Genomic DNA, 21510 nt, shown 5'->3' with positions numbered 1-21510 from the left:
CCCAAGGACGCCAGGCTGCAGGAGGTGAAAATTCAAGGCAGGGTACGCTCCATCCGGCAGGATCAGAACCAGGTGACCCTGCCCATTGTCCCGGGACACCAGGAAATTGTACTCCAATGGGTGTCAGCCGGCGGTATTAGCCCCTTCTATAAAACACCGGTTGTGAATTTAGGGATGGACAGTGCCAACGCCTGTGTGGATATCATACCCGGCAGCAACCGGTGGCCCCTGTTTCTGGGCGGGGAACCCGCGTTGGGTCCGGCCGTGCTGTTCTGGTCCGAACTGATCGTAATCCTGATCATTGCCTTTATCCTGTCAAAAACCGGGCGGACGCCGTTGAATCTGTTGCAGTGGTTTTTGCTGTTCATCGGCATCACCATGAACCATCCGGCACCCGCGATCATTGTGGCAGGCTGGCTGATTGCACTGGATTTCCGGTCCAAAGCCGATCAGTTCACCGGCATGAAGTTCAACCTGATCCAGCTGGGCATTGTGGCACTGACCCTGGCGTCGGGAGCATGTCTGGTTTTCAGCATATCCAACGGACTTTTAGGGCATCCGGATATGAACATCCGGGGTAACGGTTCCAGTGCCAACCTGCTGCGCTGGTATCATGATGTGTCAGGGCCTGTCCTGCCCCGGACCTGGATGGTGTCCATTCCCATGTGGTCCTACCGGGTTGCCATGCTGGCCTGGGCGCTTTGGGTCTCCTTCTGGTTGATCAATATTTTGAAATGGGGATGGATCAGGTTTTGCACACCCATGTTGTGGTCCAAAGTGGAATGGCGCAAGCCAAAATTTCGTCAACAGACGCACTTCACATCTGCAGATCAGACCCGGGACCAGACCGGCCCTGACCCTGAAACAGATGCCGAGTCACAACGATAAAGATTGTAAGACCTTTTGGGGCAGGGGGCGAGCAGGGGGCAAACCTTGATTATTGCATTATAAATTGGCATGGTTCCAGGTGCTGAGAATCTGAGGGCATGTCAATGATTGTCACGGTATGACCCCCCGCCTACAATTCTCTGACGAAAACTCAAGCCTTGCTTTAAACATTTCGTCCCGGGCTTCCAGGTGAATGCTGAACCCGGGCATTGCGGAAATTTTTCTAAATACCATGGGGATGCCCCTTCCCAATTGGTCGGCATATCTGTAGTTCTGCATGAATTTTAAGATAATGGGATTTCGGCTGATGGAAATACCGGCCTTCATTTTTTCAATGGTCACGGTGTTGATCAGGCGGCCGGGGTTGGTGATCTCTATTATTCCGGGCTGCATTTTTATCTGGATTTTTGCATGGATACTGTAATCCCGGTGTACCACCGCATTTACCAGCAGTTCCCGTAAAACGCCCTGGGGGAATTTGAGTTCTTCCCGTTTCATGCCCCGGATCACAAAAGATGTTTTCCAGTTCAGCTTAAGTTTATGGAGGATTGTGTCAATGGCTTCCGGGCTTGGATCATAGCAGTCCAGCCGGTCAAAAATATCCTCAAGATCCTGATCCTGATAATAAACAAATTGAATTCCGGCCTGGGGAAGGTATTTTTCCAGGGCAGTGACCACTCCTTCTTTTCTGCTGAAAAAAAGCAGCCCGGCCATGCTGGGACAAAGCTTTGCATGCACGATTTCAGCCAGACTGGCATTAACAAGCAAGGCCCTGGTCTCCACCTCATCCATCAATCCCATGTCCAACTCATACACGTCTTTAAAATAGCGTTTGATTTTATCAAGGTCCAGGTCCTGTTTTGATGCCCCGGGGACCCGTTTTCCGTCAATGTGAACCACCCCCGCGTTCTGGAACAGTCGCAGCAGTTCTTGTCTTGAGGAATTTCTTTTGGTACTGCCCACCCTGATCATATATTTTCCGGAAGCGGTCTGATAGGGTTTTTCAAGTCCCTCCGAAACCTGGATCCGTGCAATCACTTTCCTGTCAACGATGGTTGTCTCAAACATTGGAATCAACGGGGGAAGAATATTGTTCCGGCAAATATTCATCACGGCTTCCTCCAGGTTTTTAATGCGTGCCTTATCGATTCCTGAGCCGCGGCCGTCATCTGAAATCCCGATAAAAATTTCTCCGCCCCTGACATTGGCAAATGCAGAGATCTCTTCGGCCAGAGATTGGGGTGAGACATCCGGTGTTTTAAACTCAACAAGGGAGTTTTCATCATCCTGAATTATCTGTCTGATCTCTTTTTCCATGATTTTGTTCCTGTTTCATTGATGTTTTCCCAAAGTTTGGGTCAAAACTTGATTATTTATAGTCCTTTTCAGTGATGTCGGGTTAGGTTTTTGCTTGCTTTAATACGGCAGACAAAATGTTTGCTCTCTTCCTGGAGAAGATCAAAATCTTTATGAGATTGATACCCCCGATCCATGACATCGGTTTGACCTTTAGAGAGGATACGGGTAACAAAAGGACGCTCTACGCCCTTGGCTTCAGTCAGAAAAATTTTATTTGGAATGCCGTGATTGATATCAAATCCACTGGGCAGTTTTTTTATCATCATCAATACTCCCCCGGAAATATTAAAGCCTGTTTAAAAATTGATGAAGCGGCTGCAATTTTGTGAAAATGGCCCCAATTCTCCCAAATTTTTAAACAGGCTCTTACAAGCACCATAAGGATATCAGGACTCGGAATCCTTTTTCTTAAGCTTTCCGGCAAGGATATGGCGTTTGGCAGCATTAAGTTCCACCTTGCGGATGCGGATGGATAAGGGGGTGACCTCAACCATTTCATCGTCCCTGATAAAATGGATGGCCTGTTCAAGGGTCATAGACTTGATAGGGGAGCAGGTGGTGGCTTCGTCTTTTCCGGATGCACGCATATTGGTCAGCTTCTTCTCTTTGCAGGCATTGACGTCAATATCCGAATGACGGTTGTGTTCGCCAATGACCATGCCCTCGTAAACCGGGGTGCCCGGCGTGATGAAAAGACGGCCCCGGGGTTCCAGGTTGAACAGGGCATAGGGTACGGCTTTGCCCTGGCGGTCGCACACCAGGGAGCCGGTGTAGCGTACGGGAAAATCCCCGCGATGGGCTTCATACCCGGACAGATAGGAGTTCAGGATGCCCGTGCCCCGGGTGTCGGTCATGAACTCGTCCCGGTACCCGATCAGTGAACGGGAGGGGATAGAGAATTCCAGGCGGACCCGGCCCTTGCCGTTGTTCACCAGGTTGGTCATCTTGCCCTTTCTTACGGACAGTTTCTCGGTGACCACGCCCATGAAATTCTCATCGCAATCCACAAACAGATGTTCAATGGGCTCCAGGAGCTGCCCGTTCTCTTCCCGGTAAATGACCTTGGGGCGGCCTACGCACACTTCAAAATTTTCCCGGCGCATGGTCTCAATGAGGATGGCCAGCTGCAGCTCCCCGCGTCCCTTGACAATAAAGCTGTCGTCATTGGTACTCTCCTCCACCTCAATGGCCACATTGAGCAAGGTTTCCTTGAGCAGGCGCTCCCGGATTTTTCTGGACTGGACATTTTTGCCATCCTTGCCGGCAAAAGGGGAGGTGTTAATGGTAAACCGCATGAACACCGTGGGTTCGTCCACTGTAATCCTGGGCAGGGCCAGCGGATTTTCCCGGGTGCATATGGTATCGCCGATTTTCACGTCCTCAATGCCTGCCAGAACGATGATGTCTCCGGTGTCTGCCTGATCCACCGGCACCAGTGTTATGCCGTCATAGGACTGGAGTTTGGACACCTTAAGCTGTTTCTGGCCGCCGTTCTCATCCATGCAGACCAGAGACGCGTTGGAGGCGGCAGATCCGTTGAATACCTTGCCAATGGCAAGGCGGCCCAGGTAATCGGAATAGCCAAGGTCTGACACCAGCATCTGGAAAGGGGCGTCAGGATCATACGACGGCGCAGGCATCTCATTGATGATGATATCAAAAAGGACCTTTAGGTTATCTACCTCTTCTTCCAGTCCCCGCTTGACAATCCCGTCCCGGCCAATGGCATATAGGTAGGTGAACTCCAGCTGTTCATCCGTCGCGCCAAGATCAATGAACAGGTCGTAGACCATGTCCAGAACCTCATCGGGCCGGGCATCCTTGCGGTCGATCTTGTTTATGATTACAAGTACGGGAAGACCTGCCTCAAAGGTTTTTTTGAGCACAAACCGGGTCTGGGGCAAAGGCCCTTCAGATGCATCCACCAGCAAAATGGCGGAATCCGCCATGGAAAGGGCCCGCTCTACCTCACCGCCGAAATCGGCATGGCCCGGGGTGTCAATAATATTAATCTTTATGCCGTTGCAGGTGACAGAGCCGTTTTTGGCGGCAATGGTAATGCCCCGCTCCCGCTCCAGGTCCATCGAGTCCATGAGCCGGTCATCCACTTCCTGGCCTTCCCGGAACATCCCGCTCTGTTTGAACATGGCATCCACAAGTGTGGTTTTCCCATGGTCAACATGGGCGATTATGGCAACGTTTCTTAGTTTATCATTTACTGCACTGTTTTTTTTCATATTCTCCTGTTATTTAGATATCCGGGTCGTGCCATCCGGGGCAGTCAACACCCGCACCCTGTCCCCGGGAAATATCGGTACATCAGCTTCCTGAACCACTACAATGGTTCTATCACTGTCAAGATTAACAACAATTTCCAACCCGTTTTTGGTTCCGGCCTCATGTTCAATGGCTGCGCCAATGGCCGCACCTGCCAGGGCACCGACAATGGTGGCCACACCCCGTCCGTGGCCCTGGCCGACGGAGCTGCCGATCACACCGCCGGTTACACCGCCGATGGCACCACCGGCAACCGGAGGATTTGAGGCCTGGATGATGACGGATTTTACAGATTCCACAGTCCCTGTCTCCACAGTTTGGGCCTGCATGGTCTGCTCATAGGTATATACATTGGAGCTGGATGACGCGCACCCTGCCATGGTCAGCATTGCTGCAGCCATAATGCAAACAATACCCTTAATACCTGATCGGGCTGTATTCATGTTCCTGCCTCCTATGTCTTAACATATAAACTGGTGCCAAAGGCACTTTTCCTTCTTGCTTCTTGCCATTAACGCTTAAGTTAATGACAATAGGGCACCATTATACCGCCTGCAGCCGGCAAAAGGAAGTAATCATTGCATGGGATAAAGTCAAGTAAGGCAGGATACTCGCGGAGGCTGCATTGAGTTCTAATTAAACGGCAGGCAGCTTGCATGGGGTTGCATAGTCAACAGGGCGGATTGACTTGAACTTCGCGTCATTTAATGTATAACAATAGTGCCAACCCGGTCTAAAAGGTATTAAAGCTGCCATTAAATAAGGCTTTTTTTAAAAATTTGGAAGGGAATAGTTCATGACCGTTATAATTACAGCTGCCGTATTTATTATTGCGTTATTTGCATTCAAGCTCATTATCAGGCGTCTAAAGGTGCCAAAAGTTTCATCGTCTCCCAAGGATCAATCCCCGCCTGCCAAAAAAGATCCGGGTGCTGATTTCAAACAAATCCTTGATACCCTGATCAAGCTGAATATTCTGATCCGGACCGACCGTGATTTTTCCATGGACCTTATTCTGAAAATAGAATCCATTGTGGACGATCTTAAAGCGCTTATCCCGGATATGATCACCCGTTACCCGGGGGAGACCCTGACCTATGAGCTGAAAAAAATCGGGGCCACCCACCTGTTTAAAACCGTTAAAGAGTATCTCGACCTTTCCCCGGACAGCAGACAGATCCAAAGGTCGGCGTTTGAAAAAACCATTGAAAACCTTCATGAGGTATGCGCCAGATCCCGGCAAATTGTGGACAATAATGAAATTGCAGAATTTAAAACCATGGCTCATTTTCTTGAAGGTAAATTTTCATAAAGGAGAAAACATATGTCCAGTTTGGCTCAGGAACTAGCCAATGTGGCCGGTCAGGCCAAAGCCCCTGTATTAGCGGAAGTTACACAAGCATCCGGGCAGGGGGCGCTTACCCCTGTCCAGGCACCCAACCAGCTGGTGCCGGTCCAGCCCGGGCACCTTGCTGTTGAAGATATCAAGGCACTTGAAAATCACGCCCAGGCCTTTGTGGAGAAGGTCAAAACAGACCCGTCCAACTGGCAGCTCGGCAATTTTGTATTTTCCCTGGGTCGGGAAGTCATGGAAAAAACCCAGACCCAGGTATCCCTATACGACCGTAAAATGGGCTCGGTGCTGAAAAATGTGGCGGTTGAGGAGAGCTCCCCTGTGGCAAGAAATATCCTGGCCATTAAAACCGAACTGGACAAGGTTAACCCCACCATGGTGGCGAAAACGCAAATGCCTTTGCCTAAAAAAGTGATGGGGCTTTTCACCCGCACCGTAAACCGTCTGCCCAAGGGCGACGAGATCCTGCGCATCATTGCCGAACGCAGGGAAACCGTTAACTCCACCATTGACGGCATCCGGGACCACCTGCGCAACGAGGCGGACCAGGTGGCTTTTGACGCGGCGGAACTGTCCCAGATTTGTGATGCATTAAAAGAGATCCAGCCGGCCCTGCAGGAACAGATTTACCTGGGGCAGCTGATCTGGGAAAAGCTCACGGTACACCTTGAGACGGTGACCGATCCCCGGGTCAAGGAGGCGCTGATCACCCTGGCCTCTGATTTGGCCATGGCTGTTGTGGACCTGCAGACCATTGACAATTCCAATCTTCAGACCCGGTTCGGCGGAGAGATGATGGTCAGAAATTCTCATTTGGTCCAGCGTCTGGTCCAGCGCACGGATATGATCCTGGCCACAGCCGTGAAAAATGCCCTGGCCGTTCGGGTGGCGGCGGAGCAGCAGATGGATACCTTGAAACACCTGGATATGGTTCAGAAGGCAGCAGCCGAGACCATGACGGATACGGCAAAGGTCATTGGCGATGCTGCGGTCAAGGGCGCAAAGATGAGCCAGAGCATGACCGTGAATATTGAAGCTCTGGAAGAGGCGTGTAATACTTATGAGCAGGCATTTGAGGCCTACACTGCCATTTCAAGGGAGACCATCAGCATTGCTTCCCAAAGTTCCAATGCGTTAAGTGTTATGAACGAACGTTTCAGAGCCAGGACGGATGCGTTAACGTCAAGGCGTCAGGAGGGCTGACATGATACCCGTTTCCGAACAAAAGTCTTTTGAACAGCGGTTTTCCATTATCCGCACCCTGGCCCCGGACAACATGTTGTCAAAGGAGGAGCAGGTACGACTGACCATCATGGATGCAGGTGTTGGCGACTTTTTTACCTGTTTTGGAAGCACCTATATTATCCAGGAGATCAACAAATACCAGGAGGCCAGTGAGGATTATTCAAAGTTGAAAGATTATTTTGTCACCGAACTGACATGCCTGTGCCTGGAAACCGGTGCGGTGGGCCATTTTGAATGGGAAATTGATGATGAACTGGAGGTATGTGTCACCCTGGAGCAGATCAAATTCAAACGGCTGACCGATGAAGAGGGCCAGCCCATTGACGAAGATGATCTGGACCAGATTGTCGAGGATGAGGACACGATTGTCTATGCCGGTGAAACCTTTGATTATGATGACGACTGGGCTGCCGTATACCGTCGCAACGGCAAAGAAGAAAAGGTTTATATGTATGAATTTGTCAATAATCGATCGTCCCTGTTCATTACCATTGAAGAGTGGCAGGACGGGGACAAAGAGGAATACCGGATTTATATTTCCAAACCCGTGAACCCGTTGGAGTTGGTTCTTATCTCCAAGGGGGGAGGCAAAACATGACAGGCCGTCACCCCCGGGTTAAAACGGAACCAATATTCACAAATGTGGTTTTTATTTTGTTGGCCCTGGTTTTTCTGACCGGTTGCGGCCAGGGACTTTCCGATGCAACCAAAACCCAGGCCAAAGCGGTAAAACAGGATCTGGAATCTACCCGGGATTTCATTGAAGCCCAGAAGAAAAAATATGCCGGCCTGTCAACCTCCCCGGACTTCTCTGCCATGGCTGAGTATGCAGCAAGGGAAAAATGGGGCAGGGCATTTGCCGATGCCGGTGCCACCCTGGCCCGGGCACAGGATCTATATGACAAGGGGTTAAACGTCACCATCAAACAGGATAAGCCCGAAGGTGACGTCCAGGCTTTAGCCCAGATCAAGCAGGTCAACTCGATAATCCGGGATGCTAAAGATCAGGCCAAAGCGCCCTTGGAACGTGTAAGCAGAATCACGGCAGCCATGAACCGGACCCAGGCCATGGAGAGATCCGCCCTGGAGTCGGCAGACACCATCCTGTCAAAGGTGCAAGGCCTGGAGCAGGAACCCGTGGCCAAGGCAAAGGAACAATTTCCTGCGTCAGAAGCCAAAATTACGGCCCGGTTCGCCCCGTTTGTCAAAATGGCGGATGATACGAAGATCAATACGGATATTGTAAAGACCCAGTATAAGGCCCATACCGAAGGACCTGCCGACTATGCCGCTTTTGTCACGGCAGCCGATGCCATTGAAGAGGCAAAGGTGACGCTTTCCAGGGAGGCACCAAAATTTGAAAAGGATCTGGATCAGTTATACCAAAGTTACACCAAAATTCTTGAAGATATGAAAGTGGACTATTTTGTCAATATCTATCGTGAATCCTGGGATGAAAGGTCAGATTTCTATAATCCCAGAATTTTCGCCTATACCGTACAGGTATCCCCTGCGGTTTTTCAGGCGCTAACCCAGTCCGAGGCCGAATCCATTGCAGAGTTGAAATCGGGTGGCAAGGGGATGAATATACGGGTTACCCCGGGGCTGGAATCCGCCTTCAAGGCCTTGAACCTTGATTTGGCGGCAGGCTGGCCTGATTCCCGGCACAATGCCGCTACCTTCTACCTTGAGAGCACCCAATTAAAGCATTTTCATAAATACCTTAAGGAAGAGAACGGGGAAACTTCGGAAACCGGCTGGGAAGCGGTGAATGCCTCTTTTTATGAACAAAATATGGACAACCTGGGCATGGCGATTTTGTCCAAGCCCTATGGTGAATTTGAGCCCGATCCCCAGGCCGCTCCCCCCGGTATGGCCTATGTCGGCAATCCCGAATACGGGGAATGGAAAAAGGACGAAAACGGCAACAATTTCTGGTCCTGGTACGGGAAATATGCCTTTTTTTCCAACCTGTTCTTTTTCCCGCCCCATTACTATTCCTATGGATCATGGAACAGGTGGCACTCGGACTACAGATACAAAAAACCCTATTACGGCCAGAGCCAAACCGGATACACCTTCGGCACCCGGGGCAGCACCATGAACCAGTCACCACGGTATCAGAACAGCACCTTTTCGAAAACCGGCGGATTTAAAACCGCTTCTGCCTCGGTGAGGGGCGGCGCTTCAGGGCTTAGGGGCGGCGGTCCCAAGTCAAATGGTAAATAAGGAGAACTACTTATGAATTTTACAGCAACCTTAAACAGCATGGGACAAGGGTTGTGCTACGCCCTGGTGAGCATTTTATTTATTTTTCTGGCTAAAAAAATGGATGACTGGCGGACCAAGGACTTTGATGATGACCGTCACATTGATGACGGAAATGTGGCCGTGGGGTTAAGGCGGGCAGGGCTTTATCTTGGCATTGCCATCGGCATGATCGGCCCGCTTTCAGGGGATTCTGCAGGGTTCAGGACCGATATGCTCTATCTTTTGGTCGACGGTGTAATCATCACGGGCTGTCTTTTCTTTTCCCGGTTCCTCAACGATTTCATCATGATGGGACGTATAAACAACGACCGGGAGTGTGTAAAGGTATTTATCCTTGGCGGCGGGCGCACCACGACCGGCAATACCGCCCTTGGCATGGTGGAGGCAGGTATGTACATTGCTACGGGCTGTATTCTCAACGGCAGCATGTCCGGCGGCGGCGGCAGTTTTATTCAGTCCCTGGGGTCCGCCCTGCTCTTTTTTGTCCTGGGGCAGATTGTGCTCCTGACCTTTGGCCTGGTCTATGAACTCACCAACCCCTTTAACGTCCGGGATGAAATCAAGCGGAACAATCTGGCCGCAGGCATTGGTCTGGCCGGTATTCTGGTCGCTTTGGGAATCATTTTGAAAAGCAGTCTTTCCGGTCCTTTTACCGGCTGGGTAAATGATATTATTGGGTTTTTTGTTTATACGGTGTTTGGCATGGTGCTGCTGCTTGCATTCAGTGCCCTTGTGGACCGGTTTCTTCTGCCCACCACAAATATTGCAACTGAGATCAAAGAGGACCAGAATGTGGCAGCCCTGGTAGTGGTCCAGGCGACCATTATTGCCGTGGCGCTGATCATTGCCCATGCCATCTGAACTTCATGGGAGCGTTCGGGCACCCGGGTACTCCCGGCTCAACCCGGCCTCGGCCCTGCTGTGCCTGTGCATGTTTGCATCCGGTGCCTGTGGCATCATCCTTGAGTACATCCAGGCAAGCCTTGCCTCAATGATCCTGGGCAATGCCTTTGAACAGTGGGCCATGGTCATCGGTCTGATGATGTTCTGGATGGGGTTCGGCAGCCTCATCCAGGCTCGAATTCCCAAGGAGCGCCTGGTATACGTCTTTATCGGCATTGAAATTGCACTTGCGCTTTTAGGCGGGTATTCACCCACCCTGACCTATCTGTCCTACGGATATACCGGTCACTACAGCCTGGTGCTCTATTTTTTTGTATCCATGATCGGCATTCTCATCGGCCTTGAAATTCCGGTGATCATACGTATCAACAACGATTTTTCAAAGGAGTTGTCCACCAACCTGGGCTATATCCTATCCGCCGACTATATCGGGTCTTTGGCAGGTGCCCTGGTTTATGTGTTCATCCTTCTGCGTTTTTTTCCGATTACGGAAGCGGCTTTTTTAACCGCCGGCCTGAACTTTTTTCTTGCCCTGATTACCTTTATTTATTTTACCCGTAAACAAATCATCCGGCGTAATATTCCATTGCTTGTGATCATGGTCGCCACCTGTGTTGTGGTGATTTTCGGGTATATGAACAACCGCCGGTGGCAGGTCACCAATGAACAGTCCCTGTATGACGACCCAATCGTCTATTCTAAAACCAGCCAGTATCAGCATATCGTTATTACGCATTTCAAGCCCCTGGACGAAGTCCGGCTCTTTTTAAACGGAAACCTGCAGCTATGCAGTACGGACGAGGCCCGGTATCATGAATCCCTGGTTCATCCGGCCATGGCCCTGGCACAGGCCCGCACCCGGGTGTTGATCCTGGGCGGCGGTGACGGTTGCGCGTTAAGGGAGGTTTTAAAATACCCGGATGTTGAACTGATTACCCTGGTGGACCTGGACCCGGCCATGACAAGCCTTGCCGCCACCCATCCCCTGCTCTCGCGGCTTAATAATCATGCGTTTGACAGCGCCCGGGTGACCACCTTGACAGGTCCCGGGATTTCACCGGGGGAGTTTCGCCAGATCTATCAAGCGGCCTCTGACAGAAAAAGGAAACCGGATGACGTGCGGCACGTCGCCGAGGTCCGGGTCATGAACCTGGATGCCGACAAGTTTCTGGAACAGGTTAAAGGATTTTGGGACGTCATTATCGTAGACATGCCCGATCCATCCACACCGGAGCTGAGCAAACTCTACTCAAAGGAATTTTATCTTAAAGTATACCACAGGCTGTCAAAAAACGGCATTGCATCTGTCCAGGCCACCTCTCCTTACCTTGCCAAAGAAAGCTATCTTTGTATTGGCAGGACATTGATATCTGCCGGATTTTTTATTCTGCCATACCATGAAAATGTGCCCTCGTTCGGGGACTGGGGCTGGTTTTTATGCACCCGTAAAGATTGGGACAACAGCCTTGGCAAACAACGAATTTCAGAACTTGAATTTACCGTTCCCACCCGGTTTCTAACCCCTGAGGTATTCAGAAGCGAACTGGTATTCGGAAAAGGCATGACCCAAAGCCGCCACACCGAAATCAACACCCTTCTTTTTCCGGTGCTGCTCTCCTACTACAATCACGAATCCTGGCTTCTGGAATAGTGTAGTTTGGCGCAAGCCCAAAAAGTTAACCTACAATTAGCGTTTTTGAATTTCTCGTATGATCAGCCCATGGCTGTGAGTTGGATATTGAAATTCATAAGTTTATCCTGCACAATGCCCCCATGATTTCCACCGACTACATTGAGGTTGCTGTTATCCTTCCTGTGAACCAGACTTATGTTTACGCGATTCCGGGTGCATTCCGGGCTGATGCCTGTCCCGGCATGCGTGTGCTGGTACCCTTCGGGCGGCGCAGAGTTACCGGTTATATCCTGGCGGAGAAAAAGGAAAGCGGACCATATAAGACCAAAGATGTGCTGGATCTGCTGGATGATCATCCCCTGTTTCCCGAATCTGACATTGCCTTTTTTAAATGGGTATCAGGCTATTATATCTATCCTTTAGGGGAGACCATTAAAGCGGCAATGCCCGCCGGCCTGGACTGCATGGATGTCTCCTGCGCCTTTGTTACGGTCAAGGGCGCACAGGCCCTTGAAGCCGGGGAGTTACCCCATGAAGAGGCCAGGGTTCTGGGTTTGGCCTCTGCAAAGGAGGGGATCTCTTTAAAATCCCTTTCCCGGCGAGATCCTGCCGGGGCAGCCGTACTGCGGGGCCTTGAAAAAAAAGACCTGGTGCAGGTCACCGCCGTGCTTCAAACGGAGACTGCCGGGATTAAAACCGAAAAATTTATTTCCCTGCCGCAGGAAACACCGACGCTCCAGATCCGGATGTCAGCCAAGCGCGAGAAGATCCTTGCTATTGTCCGGGAGGCAAGGGAAGTCTCCCTGAGCAGTTTGAAGCGCCATGTGCCTACCGCAGCAAATTTAATCAAGCCCCTGGTTGAGGCCGGTTGGCTGAACGTGGTCAACCGCCGGGTGTTTAGAGATCCTTTAGGGGAGCCGGTGACACCGGATACCCCGCCCGAACTCACCGATGAACAGGCCGCCGTTGTAAAACAGATCCAGGCCCGCGCAGATGTGTTCTCCCCCTGTTTGCTGGTGGGTGTGACCGGATCCGGCAAGACCGAGGTGTACATGCGCCTGGTGGCGGATGCCGTGGCAAAAGGCCGTGGCGCCATTGTGCTGGTACCGGAAATTGCCCTGATTTCCCAGACAGAAGGGCGTTTCAGGGCAAGGTTTGGTGAAAAAATTGCGGTAATTCACTCCATGCTTTCCCAGGGAGAGCGCCTGGATCAGTGGCGGAAAATCAGTCTCGGCAAGGTCAATATCGTCATTGGCGCCCGGTCAGCGATTTTTGCGCCCATCCGGGAGATCGGCATCATTATTGTGGATGAGGAACATGATTATTCTTATAAACAGGAATCGGGCTTGCGGTATAATGCCCGGGATCTTGCCGTGGTCCGGGCAAAAATGCACAACTGCGCTGTGGTGTTGGGATCTGCCACGCCTTCGTTGCAGTCCTGCAGGAATGTGATGTCGAAAAAATTTTTTAAACTGGAACTGACCCGGCGGGTAAACAACCAGACGCTGCCTGAAATTACCCTGGTGGATATGAAAAAATATCAGGGAAGCAGCTGCTATACCGACCGGATCATTACCCCGGAGCTTGGCCGGGCCATCCGTTTCTGCCTTGAAAAGGGTAATCAGGCCTTGATTTTTTTAAATCGTCGGGGGTTTTCCACGTTTCCGGTATGTGCCTCCTGCGGCAAAACCCTGGGATGTCCCTATTGTGATGTGACCATGACCCTTCACAAGGAGGCCGACCGTTATAAATGCCATTTGTGCGGCCATCTTTTAATATCTGATATCCGCTGCCCTGACTGTGGCACCGGGAAAATCAGGAATTTGGGCTTTGGCACGGAAAAAATTGAATCCATGCTCAAAACCCTGTTTCCAGATGCCCGGGTGGCCCGGATGGACCAGGATTCCACGGCCAGAAAGGGCAGTACCCTGGCAATTTTACGTCAGATCCGCAACCGAACCGTTGATATTATTGTGGGTACCCAGATGCTGGCCAAGGGCCATGATTTTCCGGCCATTACCCTGGTGGGGGTGATCTGTGCGGATTTAAGCTTAAGTCTACCCGATTTCAGGGCAAGTGAACGCACCTTCCAGTTGCTGGCCCAGGTGGCGGGCAGAGCGGGCAGGGGGGCGGAACCGGGCCGGGTGATCATGCAGACCTTTAACCCCGATCACTTCACCATTAAAGCCGCTCGTAACCAGGATTACCTTGAATTTTTCAATCAGGAAACCCCATTTAGAAAGGCGTTGATGTATCCGCCGTTTTCCCGGATGATCCAACTCAAGATCTCAGGGAAAAATGCGGATAAGACAAGGGATCATGCCCGGCTTGCCGCAGACATCCTTGTCCGGTTAAATACCCTGGAACCCCAAGCCCAGATTCTGGGACCCATTGAAGCGGCCATCCAGAAAATTTCCTCCCGGTACAGATGGCAGATTCTTATCAAAGGTTTGTATTCGGAAAATATCAGCCGGATGGTGTCTGCCATGGTTCGGGACCCGGCCATCCAGAAGGTGAAATCCGTCTCCATCGCCATAGATGTGGATCCCTATTCCTTGCTCTAATCAAGGCCAGATTCTTTCCATACTCCAGTAATTTAATAGTATAGGAATCTCCTATCAGCTATGATCCCGCCCGAAGGGTGATAATTTAAAATTGCTGCCCATGCTCATTAACCGTTCCAATTTAGGCTGGGCTTGTGTATTATAAAACTATATTTTAAATTACACGGAGATATTCCATGTATATCGAAAGACACCTTGAGAATGTTGTCAACAAAATGAGTTTGGCATTTCCGATCATTCTGGTCACCGGGCCAAGACAGGTTGGAAAAACAACTTTGCTACGGAAGATCTCGGCAGAGAACAGGGCTTATGTAACCCTTGACAATCCGTTGATCCGGGAGCTGGCCAAGACAGACCCCGAGCTTTTTCTACAACGGTATCAGGCTCCGGTACTGATCGACGAAATTCAGTATGCACCGGAACTTCTGCCATATATAAAGATGCGGGTGGATGAAAAAAAACAGAAAGGGGCGTTCTGGCTGACAGGCTCACAAATGTTTCATATGATGAAAAACGTTTCTGAGAGTCTGGCCGGCCGCGTAGGGGTCATCCATATGCTGGGGCTCTCCACTTCCGAGATTTTCGACACAGGTAATCAACCCTATACCACGGCATATGAACAATTATCCGGTCGGAAAGAGTCTGTAAAAAATGTCAATGATGTTTTTGAACGGATTTTCAAAGGGTCCATGCCGGCACTTTATGAGATTGAACAGGATATTGAGCAATACTATGCATCCTATGTGAACACCTATCTTCAAAGGGATATCAGGGATCTGACCCAGGTCGCCGATGAGCTTTCCTTCATGAGATTCATGCAGGCCTGTGCGGCAAGAACAGGTCAGATGGTCAATTTTTCAGAGTTGGCAAAGGATGTGGGCATCACTTCGCCAACTGCCAAACAATGGCTTTCCATACTGGTTTCTTCCGGGATTATCACCTTGCTTGAACCCTATTTCAACAATGCTTTGAAACGGATTGTTAAAGCACCGAACATGTATTTTCTGGATACCGGCTTGTGTGCTTATCTAACCCGATGGACCAGCCCCCAGACATTGGAGGTGTCAGCCATGGCCGGACCATTTTTTGAATCTTACGTGGTGAGTGAAATCATCAAAAGTTATTATAATGACGGCAGACGTCCCCCTATTTATTACTATCGTGATTCCGATAAAAAAGAGATTGATCTCATCATTGAACAGGACGGAATACTGCACCCCGTGGAAATCAAAAAAAGCGGCAGTCCGAAAAAAGACGCGGTTCGGCATTTCTCCGTGCTTGAAAAAAAAGGCCTTGTCCTGGGAGAGGGGAATGTCATTTGCCTTTGCCGGGAGTTAATCCCCATTGACAGAAAAAACCATTTTGTTCCGGTTGGATTGATATGAAACAACCGCTGCATTTCATGGCGGATTCCTCTCATCGGAAACCTTGTGAAAAATACCAGGTGTATTGAAAAATGCACTCGCAAAGGTTATGGCAAATGTTATAAGTTTGTCATATCATTTATAATACTGACAAATTACAGGGTGGAGGCTATGGGTATAAAACACTTTTCAGAACAGGTAAAGACGGTTCGTGCTGTGCTGAATCTCAGTCAAGAAGAACTGGTCCATGCACTGGGTGCCGGCTTTGCCATGGTAAATCGTTGGGAGAATAGTAAAACAAAACCTTTAAAGATGGCACTTACCCTGTTTAAAAAATTTTGCAGAGAGGAAAATTTGAATATTCCGAGAGTGGCGCTATGAGCAAAAGTCACGAATTGTCCAATTTTATCTGGTCCATTGCTGATCTGCTGCGCGGGCCGTATCGTCCGCCGCAATATGAGCGGGTGATGCTGCCGCTGGTGGTGCTGCGTCGTTTTGACTGTGTTTTGGAAGGCACCAAGGATGCCGTGCTGAAGAAATATGAGCAGTATAAAGATAAGCTTGAAGGTGAAGCGCTTGACACCATATTGAATAAAGCATCCGGTCAGCGTTTCCACAATCATTCACCGCTGAATTTTAACAAGCTTAAAGGGGACCCGGAACACATTCATTTGCATCTGACCTCCTATATTCAAGGGTTTTCTGAAAATGTACGCAAAATTTTCGAGCGGTTTGATTTTACGGCGGAAATAGAACGGATGCGTGAGCATGATATTCTGTTTCTGCTGGTTTCCCGATTTTGTGATGTGAATCTGCACCCCGATGTGGTGGACAACATTGACATGGGGCTTTTGTTTGAAGATCTGATCCGGCGGTTCAATGAGCAGGCCAATGAAACAGCAGGGGATCACTTTACCCCGCGGGAAGTGATCCGCCTTATGGTCAATCTGCTTTTTATCAATGATGACGATCTGCTTTCAAAACCGGGAACCGTGCGCAAAATGCTTGACCCCACCTGCGGCACCGGCGGCATGCTGTCGGAAGCGCGCAATTATCTGCTGGAGCATGAAGCCAAGGCCAAACTTTATGTTTACGGGCAGGATTTTAATCCTCGCTCCTTTGGGGTGGCGGCATCCGACCTTTTGATGAAGGAAGACCCCAAAGAGTCCAGCAAGTCTACCATTCGTTTTGGAGATACCCTTCTGGATGACCAGTTTAAATATGATGAAACCAACTCCGATAGAAAAGCGACCTTTGATTATTTCTGTGCCAATCCGCCCTTTGGGGTGGACTGGAAAAAGCAGGCCAAAGAGGTCAATCGCGAATCGGAAAAAGAGGGCTTTAACGGCCGGTTCGGAGCCGGGACACCTCGTGTGAATGACGGAGCCCTGCTTTTCCTTCAGCATATGATCAGCAAATTTGAACCGGTGGATGGCGACCACGACGGTTCCCGGCTGGCCATTGTCTTTAACGGCTCTCCGCTTTTCACCGGCGGTGCCGGATCAGGAGAGAGCAATATCCGCAAATGGATCATTGAAAACGACTGGCTGGAAGCGATTGTGGCCATGCCCGAGCAGATGTTCTACAACACCGGCATCGGCACCTATGTGTGGATTGTGACCAATCGAAAAACGAAACACAGAAAAGGCAAAATTCAACTGATCGATGCCCGTGACAAATGGGAGCCCCTGCGCCGCAGTCTGGGTGACAAACGCCGCCAGTTCAATGAAACCCATATCCTGGAAATCGTTCGTGAGTACGGCCGGTTTGCCGAATCCGATACCAGCAAAATTTTTGACAACGCCGATTTCGGCTTTGCCCGCATCACGGTCGAGCGACCCTTGCGGCTGACTTATCAGATGAGCCTTGAACGAAAAGAGCAATTTCTTGAATACTGCCCTGAACTGCTGCACGATGTGCAGGCCATTGACAAGGAACTCGGGCGGGAACCATCCAATGACTGGAATGTAACCTGGAAAGCGGTTCAAAATCTGCTGAAAAACAGAGAAAGCAAATGGAAGGTACCCCAGGTTAAAACTTTCCGGTCTATCTTCACGGAAGTGGATGAAAATGCCGAACCGGTGATTAAAAAGAAAAGCAAAGGCAAGATAGACTATGAGCCTGATCCCAAACTGCGCGACTTTGAAAATGTTCCGCTGAAGGAATCCATTGAAGCGTATTTCCAGCGGGAAGTTTTGCCCCATGTGCCTGATGCCTGGCTTGATGAGGACAAAACCAAAATCGGGTATGAGATCAATTTTAACCGTTACTTTTATAAATTTACCGAACTGCGTCCCCTTGAAGAAATAGATGCTGATATCAGGGGTGCCGAAGATGAATTTATGCGATTGCTAAAAAAGGTGACGCTGATATGAGCAGTACTGTAAAGTTAAAATATTTAGGTGAATTCCAGGGTGGCGTAGGTTTTCCTGAACATGAGCAAGGTATAAGAGGTGCAGAGTATCCATTTTATAAGGTTAAAGACCTTGGTAACTCAAAGATTTATTTGACTGAAACAGACAATTATGTATCTAAAGAAACTGCAAAGTCCTTAGGTGCAACTATTCTCGAATCTAATTGTATTGTTTTTGCAAAAGTAGGTGCGGCATTACTTCTTCAAAGGTTCCGTTTTTTAAGCTCTCCAGGTTGTATTGATAACAATATGATGGGCTTCACTGTAAACAAAAAATTGGAACATCGATTTGTAAGATATAGCCTATCAAACCTTCCTTTCTCTGAAATCGTAAATCCTGGAGCAGTCCCATCACTGAACGAGGAACAAATTAAAAATTTAGAGATTACGTGGTTTCCACTTCACACCCAAACCCAAATAGCCAATTATCTGGATCAAAAAACAGCCGAGCTGGACCAGTTAATCGGGGCAAAACAGCGGCTGCTAAAACTGCTGGATGAAAAAAAATGCGCCCTCATCGCCCGTGCCGTCACCCGTGGCTTGAACCCCGACGTCCCCCTTAAAGAATCGGGTATTCCCTGGCTTGGTATGATTCCAACTCATTGGCAACTAAAGAGAATCACCACCTTATTTAAAGAACGTGATGAACGAGGACGCCCTGAACTTCCGCTTCTCGTAGTTTCTATTCATAGTGGCGTTACATTGAGAGAATTCTCTAATGATAAAATCGAACAACAGGCCGCAGATTTCAACACATATAAGGTGGCTTTAAAAGGGGACATTTCTTTCAATAAAATGAGAATGTGGCAAGGTGCGGTTGGATGTGTGCCTTGTGATGGCTTAGTCAGCCCTGATTACGTTGTGGCTGAGCCATGTGAAAATATTTCTACCGATTATTATGGAATGTTGTTTAAAACGCCTATGTTCAGCGATGAAAGTGCCTGCCGTTCTCATGGTATTGTTTGGGATCGACTACGGCTCTACTGGGATGAATTTAAGGATATTTCTGTGCCAGTTCCTTCTCTTGCAGAACAAAAAAGTATTGTTGTAGAAGTCAACAGTCAGCAGGATAAACTAAACAAACTAAAATCAATCACAGAAAAAACTATCATCCTTCTACAAGAACGCCGCACAACTTTGATTTCAGCAGCCGTCACAGGAAAGCTGGGCGAGGAGGTACTGAATGCAAATTAAGGAACTCAAGCTAACAAATTGCCGAGGTCTGACCAATACCTCGATTCCTTTCAAATCCGGCATGAATTTGATTGTCGGGGTAAACGGTGCGGGTAAATCCACCGTACTGGAATCTCTGAGTATTCTCCTGTCCCAGGCGTTGGGGAGCATGACTAAAGGGATTGCTCCAACACCGGAAGGATTTGAACTGGGTGATATCAGCCATGGTCAAAATATACTGGATGCGCGGTTGCTGTTTGAAACAGCACAAAGTAATGCGTTACAGCTGAATTGCATCAAGTATCGAAGCAAGGTTGAAAGTGTCATCCATACCCGGGAAGAAAGAACTTTTCGCTCAGGTGAGGATGTGGCGACCTTTCGTACGGAAACAGAAGCGGTTAAAGAAGGGACAGAGCTTGTAAGCAGTATCGACGGTAACCCGGTGTCAGTACAACTCGACTCCTTGCCACTGCTTTTGCTGTTTTCCGTTGGGCGTTCCCGTCCGACCTATGAAAAGGGGAAATTAAAAAAGGTCCACCCGGCTTATGCGGGGGCTTTTAGCAGTAAACGGGGCTTTAATATTAACGATGTGGTGGAATGGTGGGAAAGCAAAAAGGCAATCGCGGACGAAGCTCCTAAAAGCAGCAGTGCCAGACAGCTCAAGTTGATTCAACAGACGTTGCATGAGCTTTGCCCTCAGTTTTCCAACTGGCGTTTGGAACGTGATACCGAAAACTCAAAAGAAGCGCTGGATTTATGGGTAGATAAAACGGTCGATACGACCATTCTTGATGAAAAAGGAAATCTTCTTGATTCCACAAAGCAACAAGCATTGAGGGTAAAAAAGCTCTCCGACGGGGAACGTTCCATCATTGCGATGTGCTTTGATATTGCCCGGCGTCTCATTCTGCTGAATGAAAAAAACGACGATCCGGTCAAGAGTGGTCGGGGCATTGTTCTTATTGATGAAATCGACTTGCATTTGCATCCTGAGTGGCAACGGAAAATTGTAACAGATCTGCCGTTGGTGTTTCCTTGTCTCCAGTTTATTACCACAACTCATTCTCCTCAAACCATTGGGGAAACGACACCAGGCCATGTAATCTTTCTGAAAGAAGGCGGTGACGTCAGGATTGAGCCGGAGTCTCTCGGCCGTAGCAGTGGCTGGATTTTACGCCATATTATGGGCAGTTCAGAACGAAATGTGGAACTGAAAAAGGGTCTCGAACAGATTGATCAGCACATTGACAACGATGAGTACACAAAAGCACGTGAACTAATTGCCGAACTGCGTGAAAAATTTGGAAACGATCCTGATCTGATAGGGGCTGAGGCCAGTGTGAACCGTTGGGAGTTTGATGATGAAGAAGATAGTTAAGCAATCCCAACCAACCGAACTTCAGAAGTGGCGTGCCACGAATACCGCTGTCCCTGAAAATTTTCGCTATGGCTGTGGAGGCTTTCCTACCAACGCTGTGTTGAAATCCCTCCTCACTGAGCAGGGCTTTCTTTGCGCTTATACTCTAATGAGGGTGTCTTCCCATAACGCCCATATTGAACACCTGAAGCCTCAATCAAGGTGTATCAATGGTGAAGATGTTTCCTGGGACAATATGGTGGCCTGTTTTCCTCAACCCGGTGCCCAGCATCCCGGTTTTGGTGCTGTTCAAAAAGAAAGCTGGTGGGAGGTAAAGTTATTCATATCTCCTCTTGCCGAAAACTGTGAATCTCGTTTTCGGTATAAAGGCGATGGATCAATAGAGGCTGCAATAGAAGGTGACTCTGCTGCAGGAACCACCATTGAAAAGTTAAAACTGGATTGTGGCAGGCTGCGTGAGGCTCGTAGAAATGCCATTATGAATGCCGGATTGCATAAAAGGGCTCCCAATCCTATGATGTCAGAATCAAAGGTCAGGGCGTTTGTTCAAACGTTATCACAGCAACAAGCTTATGGTTTTACAGAATTTTGCACCGTCTTGGAACAAGTTGCTATTGAGTACATTCAAGTATTAAAAAAACACGCTAAACGAAAGCGTTGCGCTTCAACACGAGGAGGACGATAGTTT

The 21510-nt window shown here is 49.2% G+C and carries 16 protein-coding genes and 2 pseudogenes; 14 read left to right on the top strand and 4 right to left on the bottom strand.

Annotated features, from left to right (window positions below):
- Positions 1-888: pseudogene (locus tag B3D59_RS05605) on the top strand (hypothetical protein); the annotation flags it as partial.
- Positions 889-999: 111 nt separating this feature from the next.
- Here the strand turns inward: B3D59_RS05605 and B3D59_RS05600 are convergent.
- From B3D59_RS05600 to B3D59_RS05585, 4 genes and pseudogenes are all read right to left on the bottom strand, one after another.
- Positions 1000-2205 (bottom strand): RNA-binding domain-containing protein, encoded by a 1206-nt coding sequence (locus tag B3D59_RS05600; protein WP_286818318.1) that lies wholly within the window; start codon positions 2203-2205, stop codon positions 1000-1002.
- A gap of 98 nt (positions 2206-2303) precedes the next feature.
- Positions 2304-2489: pseudogene (locus B3D59_RS05595) on the bottom strand (IS4 family transposase); the annotation flags it as partial.
- A gap of 144 nt (positions 2490-2633) precedes the next feature.
- Positions 2634-4484 carry a translational GTPase TypA gene (gene typA / locus B3D59_RS05590; RefSeq protein ID WP_286818317.1) on the bottom strand — a complete coding sequence of 617 codons (1851 nt, stop codon included), beginning with the start codon at positions 4482-4484 and terminating at the stop codon, positions 2634-2636.
- A 9-nt stretch (positions 4485-4493) separates the two neighbouring features.
- A complete protein-coding gene (locus B3D59_RS05585; RefSeq protein WP_286818316.1) occupies positions 4494-4967 on the bottom strand; it encodes a glycine zipper 2TM domain-containing protein in 474 nt (157 codons plus the stop codon).
- Positions 4968-5320: 353 nt separating this feature from the next.
- Between B3D59_RS05585 and B3D59_RS05580 the strand changes: the two genes are divergently transcribed.
- The 13 genes from B3D59_RS05580 (at position 5321) to B3D59_RS05520 (ending at position 21507) form a co-directional block, all read left to right on the top strand.
- A complete protein-coding gene (locus B3D59_RS05580; protein ID WP_286818314.1) occupies positions 5321-5836 on the top strand; it encodes a hypothetical protein in 516 nt (171 codons plus the stop codon).
- 12 nt (positions 5837-5848) lie between these two features.
- Positions 5849-7081 carry a toxic anion resistance protein gene (locus B3D59_RS05575; protein WP_286818313.1) on the top strand — a complete coding sequence of 411 codons (1233 nt, stop codon included), beginning with the start codon at positions 5849-5851 and terminating at the stop codon, positions 7079-7081.
- Between the two features lies 1 nt (position 7082).
- Entirely contained in the window at positions 7083-7721 is a 639-nt protein-coding gene (locus B3D59_RS05570; protein ID WP_286818312.1) for a DUF4178 domain-containing protein, read from the top strand.
- Complete coding sequence (locus B3D59_RS05565; RefSeq protein WP_286818310.1) at positions 7718-9352, top strand: hypothetical protein; 1635 nt, start codon at positions 7718-7720, stop codon at positions 9350-9352. The genes B3D59_RS05570 and B3D59_RS05565 overlap by 4 nt, the downstream gene beginning before the upstream one ends.
- Positions 9353-9364: 12 nt before the next feature.
- Positions 9365-10255 (top strand): DUF350 domain-containing protein, encoded by an 891-nt coding sequence (locus B3D59_RS05560; RefSeq protein WP_286818309.1) that lies wholly within the window; start codon positions 9365-9367, stop codon positions 10253-10255.
- Positions 10245-11948: a polyamine aminopropyltransferase gene (locus B3D59_RS05555; protein WP_286818308.1), complete on the top strand. Its 1704-nt coding sequence runs from the start codon at positions 10245-10247 to the stop codon at positions 11946-11948. Before B3D59_RS05560 ends, B3D59_RS05555 begins: the two co-directional genes overlap by 11 nt.
- 80 nt (positions 11949-12028) lie before the next feature.
- Positions 12029-14494, top strand: a complete 2466-nt coding sequence (priA, locus tag B3D59_RS05550) for a replication restart helicase PriA (RefSeq protein WP_286818307.1) — start codon at positions 12029-12031, stop codon at positions 14492-14494.
- A gap of 176 nt (positions 14495-14670) precedes the next feature.
- Positions 14671-15879 carry an ATP-binding protein gene (locus B3D59_RS05545; RefSeq protein ID WP_286818306.1) on the top strand — a complete coding sequence of 403 codons (1209 nt, stop codon included), beginning with the start codon at positions 14671-14673 and terminating at the stop codon, positions 15877-15879.
- Positions 15880-16029: 150 nt separating this feature from the next.
- Complete coding sequence (locus B3D59_RS05540) at positions 16030-16239, top strand: helix-turn-helix domain-containing protein (RefSeq protein ID WP_286818305.1); 210 nt, start codon at positions 16030-16032, stop codon at positions 16237-16239.
- Positions 16236-18233 carry a type I restriction-modification system subunit M gene (locus tag B3D59_RS05535; RefSeq protein WP_286818304.1) on the top strand — a complete coding sequence of 666 codons (1998 nt, stop codon included), beginning with the start codon at positions 16236-16238 and terminating at the stop codon, positions 18231-18233. Before B3D59_RS05540 ends, B3D59_RS05535 begins: the two co-directional genes overlap by 4 nt.
- Positions 18230-19465, top strand: coding sequence for a restriction endonuclease subunit S (locus tag B3D59_RS05530; RefSeq protein ID WP_286818303.1), 1236 nt, complete (start codon positions 18230-18232; stop codon positions 19463-19465). The genes B3D59_RS05535 and B3D59_RS05530 overlap by 4 nt, the downstream gene beginning before the upstream one ends.
- Positions 19455-20822 (top strand): AAA family ATPase, encoded by a 1368-nt coding sequence (locus tag B3D59_RS05525; protein WP_286818302.1) that lies wholly within the window; start codon positions 19455-19457, stop codon positions 20820-20822. Before B3D59_RS05530 ends, B3D59_RS05525 begins: the two co-directional genes overlap by 11 nt.
- Positions 20806-21507, top strand: coding sequence for a retron system putative HNH endonuclease (locus B3D59_RS05520; protein WP_286818301.1), 702 nt, complete (start codon positions 20806-20808; stop codon positions 21505-21507). Before B3D59_RS05525 ends, B3D59_RS05520 begins: the two co-directional genes overlap by 17 nt.
- The last annotated feature ends 3 nt before the right edge of the window (positions 21508-21510 follow it).

The sequence above is a fragment of the Desulfobacter sp. UBA2225 genome (assembly GCF_002348205.1).
GTDB lineage: Bacteria > Desulfobacterota > Desulfobacteria > Desulfobacterales > Desulfobacteraceae > Desulfobacter > Desulfobacter postgatei.
The sequence above is the reverse complement of the archived record's forward strand: the minus strand, read 5'-3'. Positions and strand labels throughout refer to the sequence as shown.

Coding starts and splice junctions, on each gene's coding strand:
- B3D59_RS05520 (WP_286818301.1), top strand. CDS start 20,806: ATGAAGAAGATAGTTAAGCAATCCCAACCAACCGAACTTCAGAAGTGG.
- B3D59_RS05530 (WP_286818303.1), top strand. CDS start 18,230: ATGAGCAGTACTGTAAAGTTAAAATATTTAGGTGAATTCCAGGGTGGC.
- B3D59_RS05525 (WP_286818302.1), top strand. CDS start 19,455: ATGCAAATTAAGGAACTCAAGCTAACAAATTGCCGAGGTCTGACCAAT.
- B3D59_RS05585 (WP_286818316.1), bottom strand. CDS start 4,967: ATGAATACAGCCCGATCAGGTATTAAGGGTATTGTTTGCATTATGGCT.
- B3D59_RS05535 (WP_286818304.1), top strand. CDS start 16,236: ATGAGCAAAAGTCACGAATTGTCCAATTTTATCTGGTCCATTGCTGAT.
- B3D59_RS05545 (WP_286818306.1), top strand. CDS start 14,671: ATGTATATCGAAAGACACCTTGAGAATGTTGTCAACAAAATGAGTTTG.
- B3D59_RS05540 (WP_286818305.1), top strand. CDS start 16,030: ATGGGTATAAAACACTTTTCAGAACAGGTAAAGACGGTTCGTGCTGTG.
- B3D59_RS05565 (WP_286818310.1), top strand. CDS start 7,718: ATGACAGGCCGTCACCCCCGGGTTAAAACGGAACCAATATTCACAAAT.
- B3D59_RS05570 (WP_286818312.1), top strand. CDS start 7,083: ATGATACCCGTTTCCGAACAAAAGTCTTTTGAACAGCGGTTTTCCATT.
- B3D59_RS05575 (WP_286818313.1), top strand. CDS start 5,849: ATGTCCAGTTTGGCTCAGGAACTAGCCAATGTGGCCGGTCAGGCCAAA.
- B3D59_RS05560 (WP_286818309.1), top strand. CDS start 9,365: ATGAATTTTACAGCAACCTTAAACAGCATGGGACAAGGGTTGTGCTAC.
- typA (WP_286818317.1), bottom strand. CDS start 4,484: ATGAAAAAAAACAGTGCAGTAAATGATAAACTAAGAAACGTTGCCATA.
- B3D59_RS05580 (WP_286818314.1), top strand. CDS start 5,321: ATGACCGTTATAATTACAGCTGCCGTATTTATTATTGCGTTATTTGCA.
- B3D59_RS05600 (WP_286818318.1), bottom strand. CDS start 2,205: ATGGAAAAAGAGATCAGACAGATAATTCAGGATGATGAAAACTCCCTT.
- B3D59_RS05555 (WP_286818308.1), top strand. CDS start 10,245: ATGCCATCTGAACTTCATGGGAGCGTTCGGGCACCCGGGTACTCCCGG.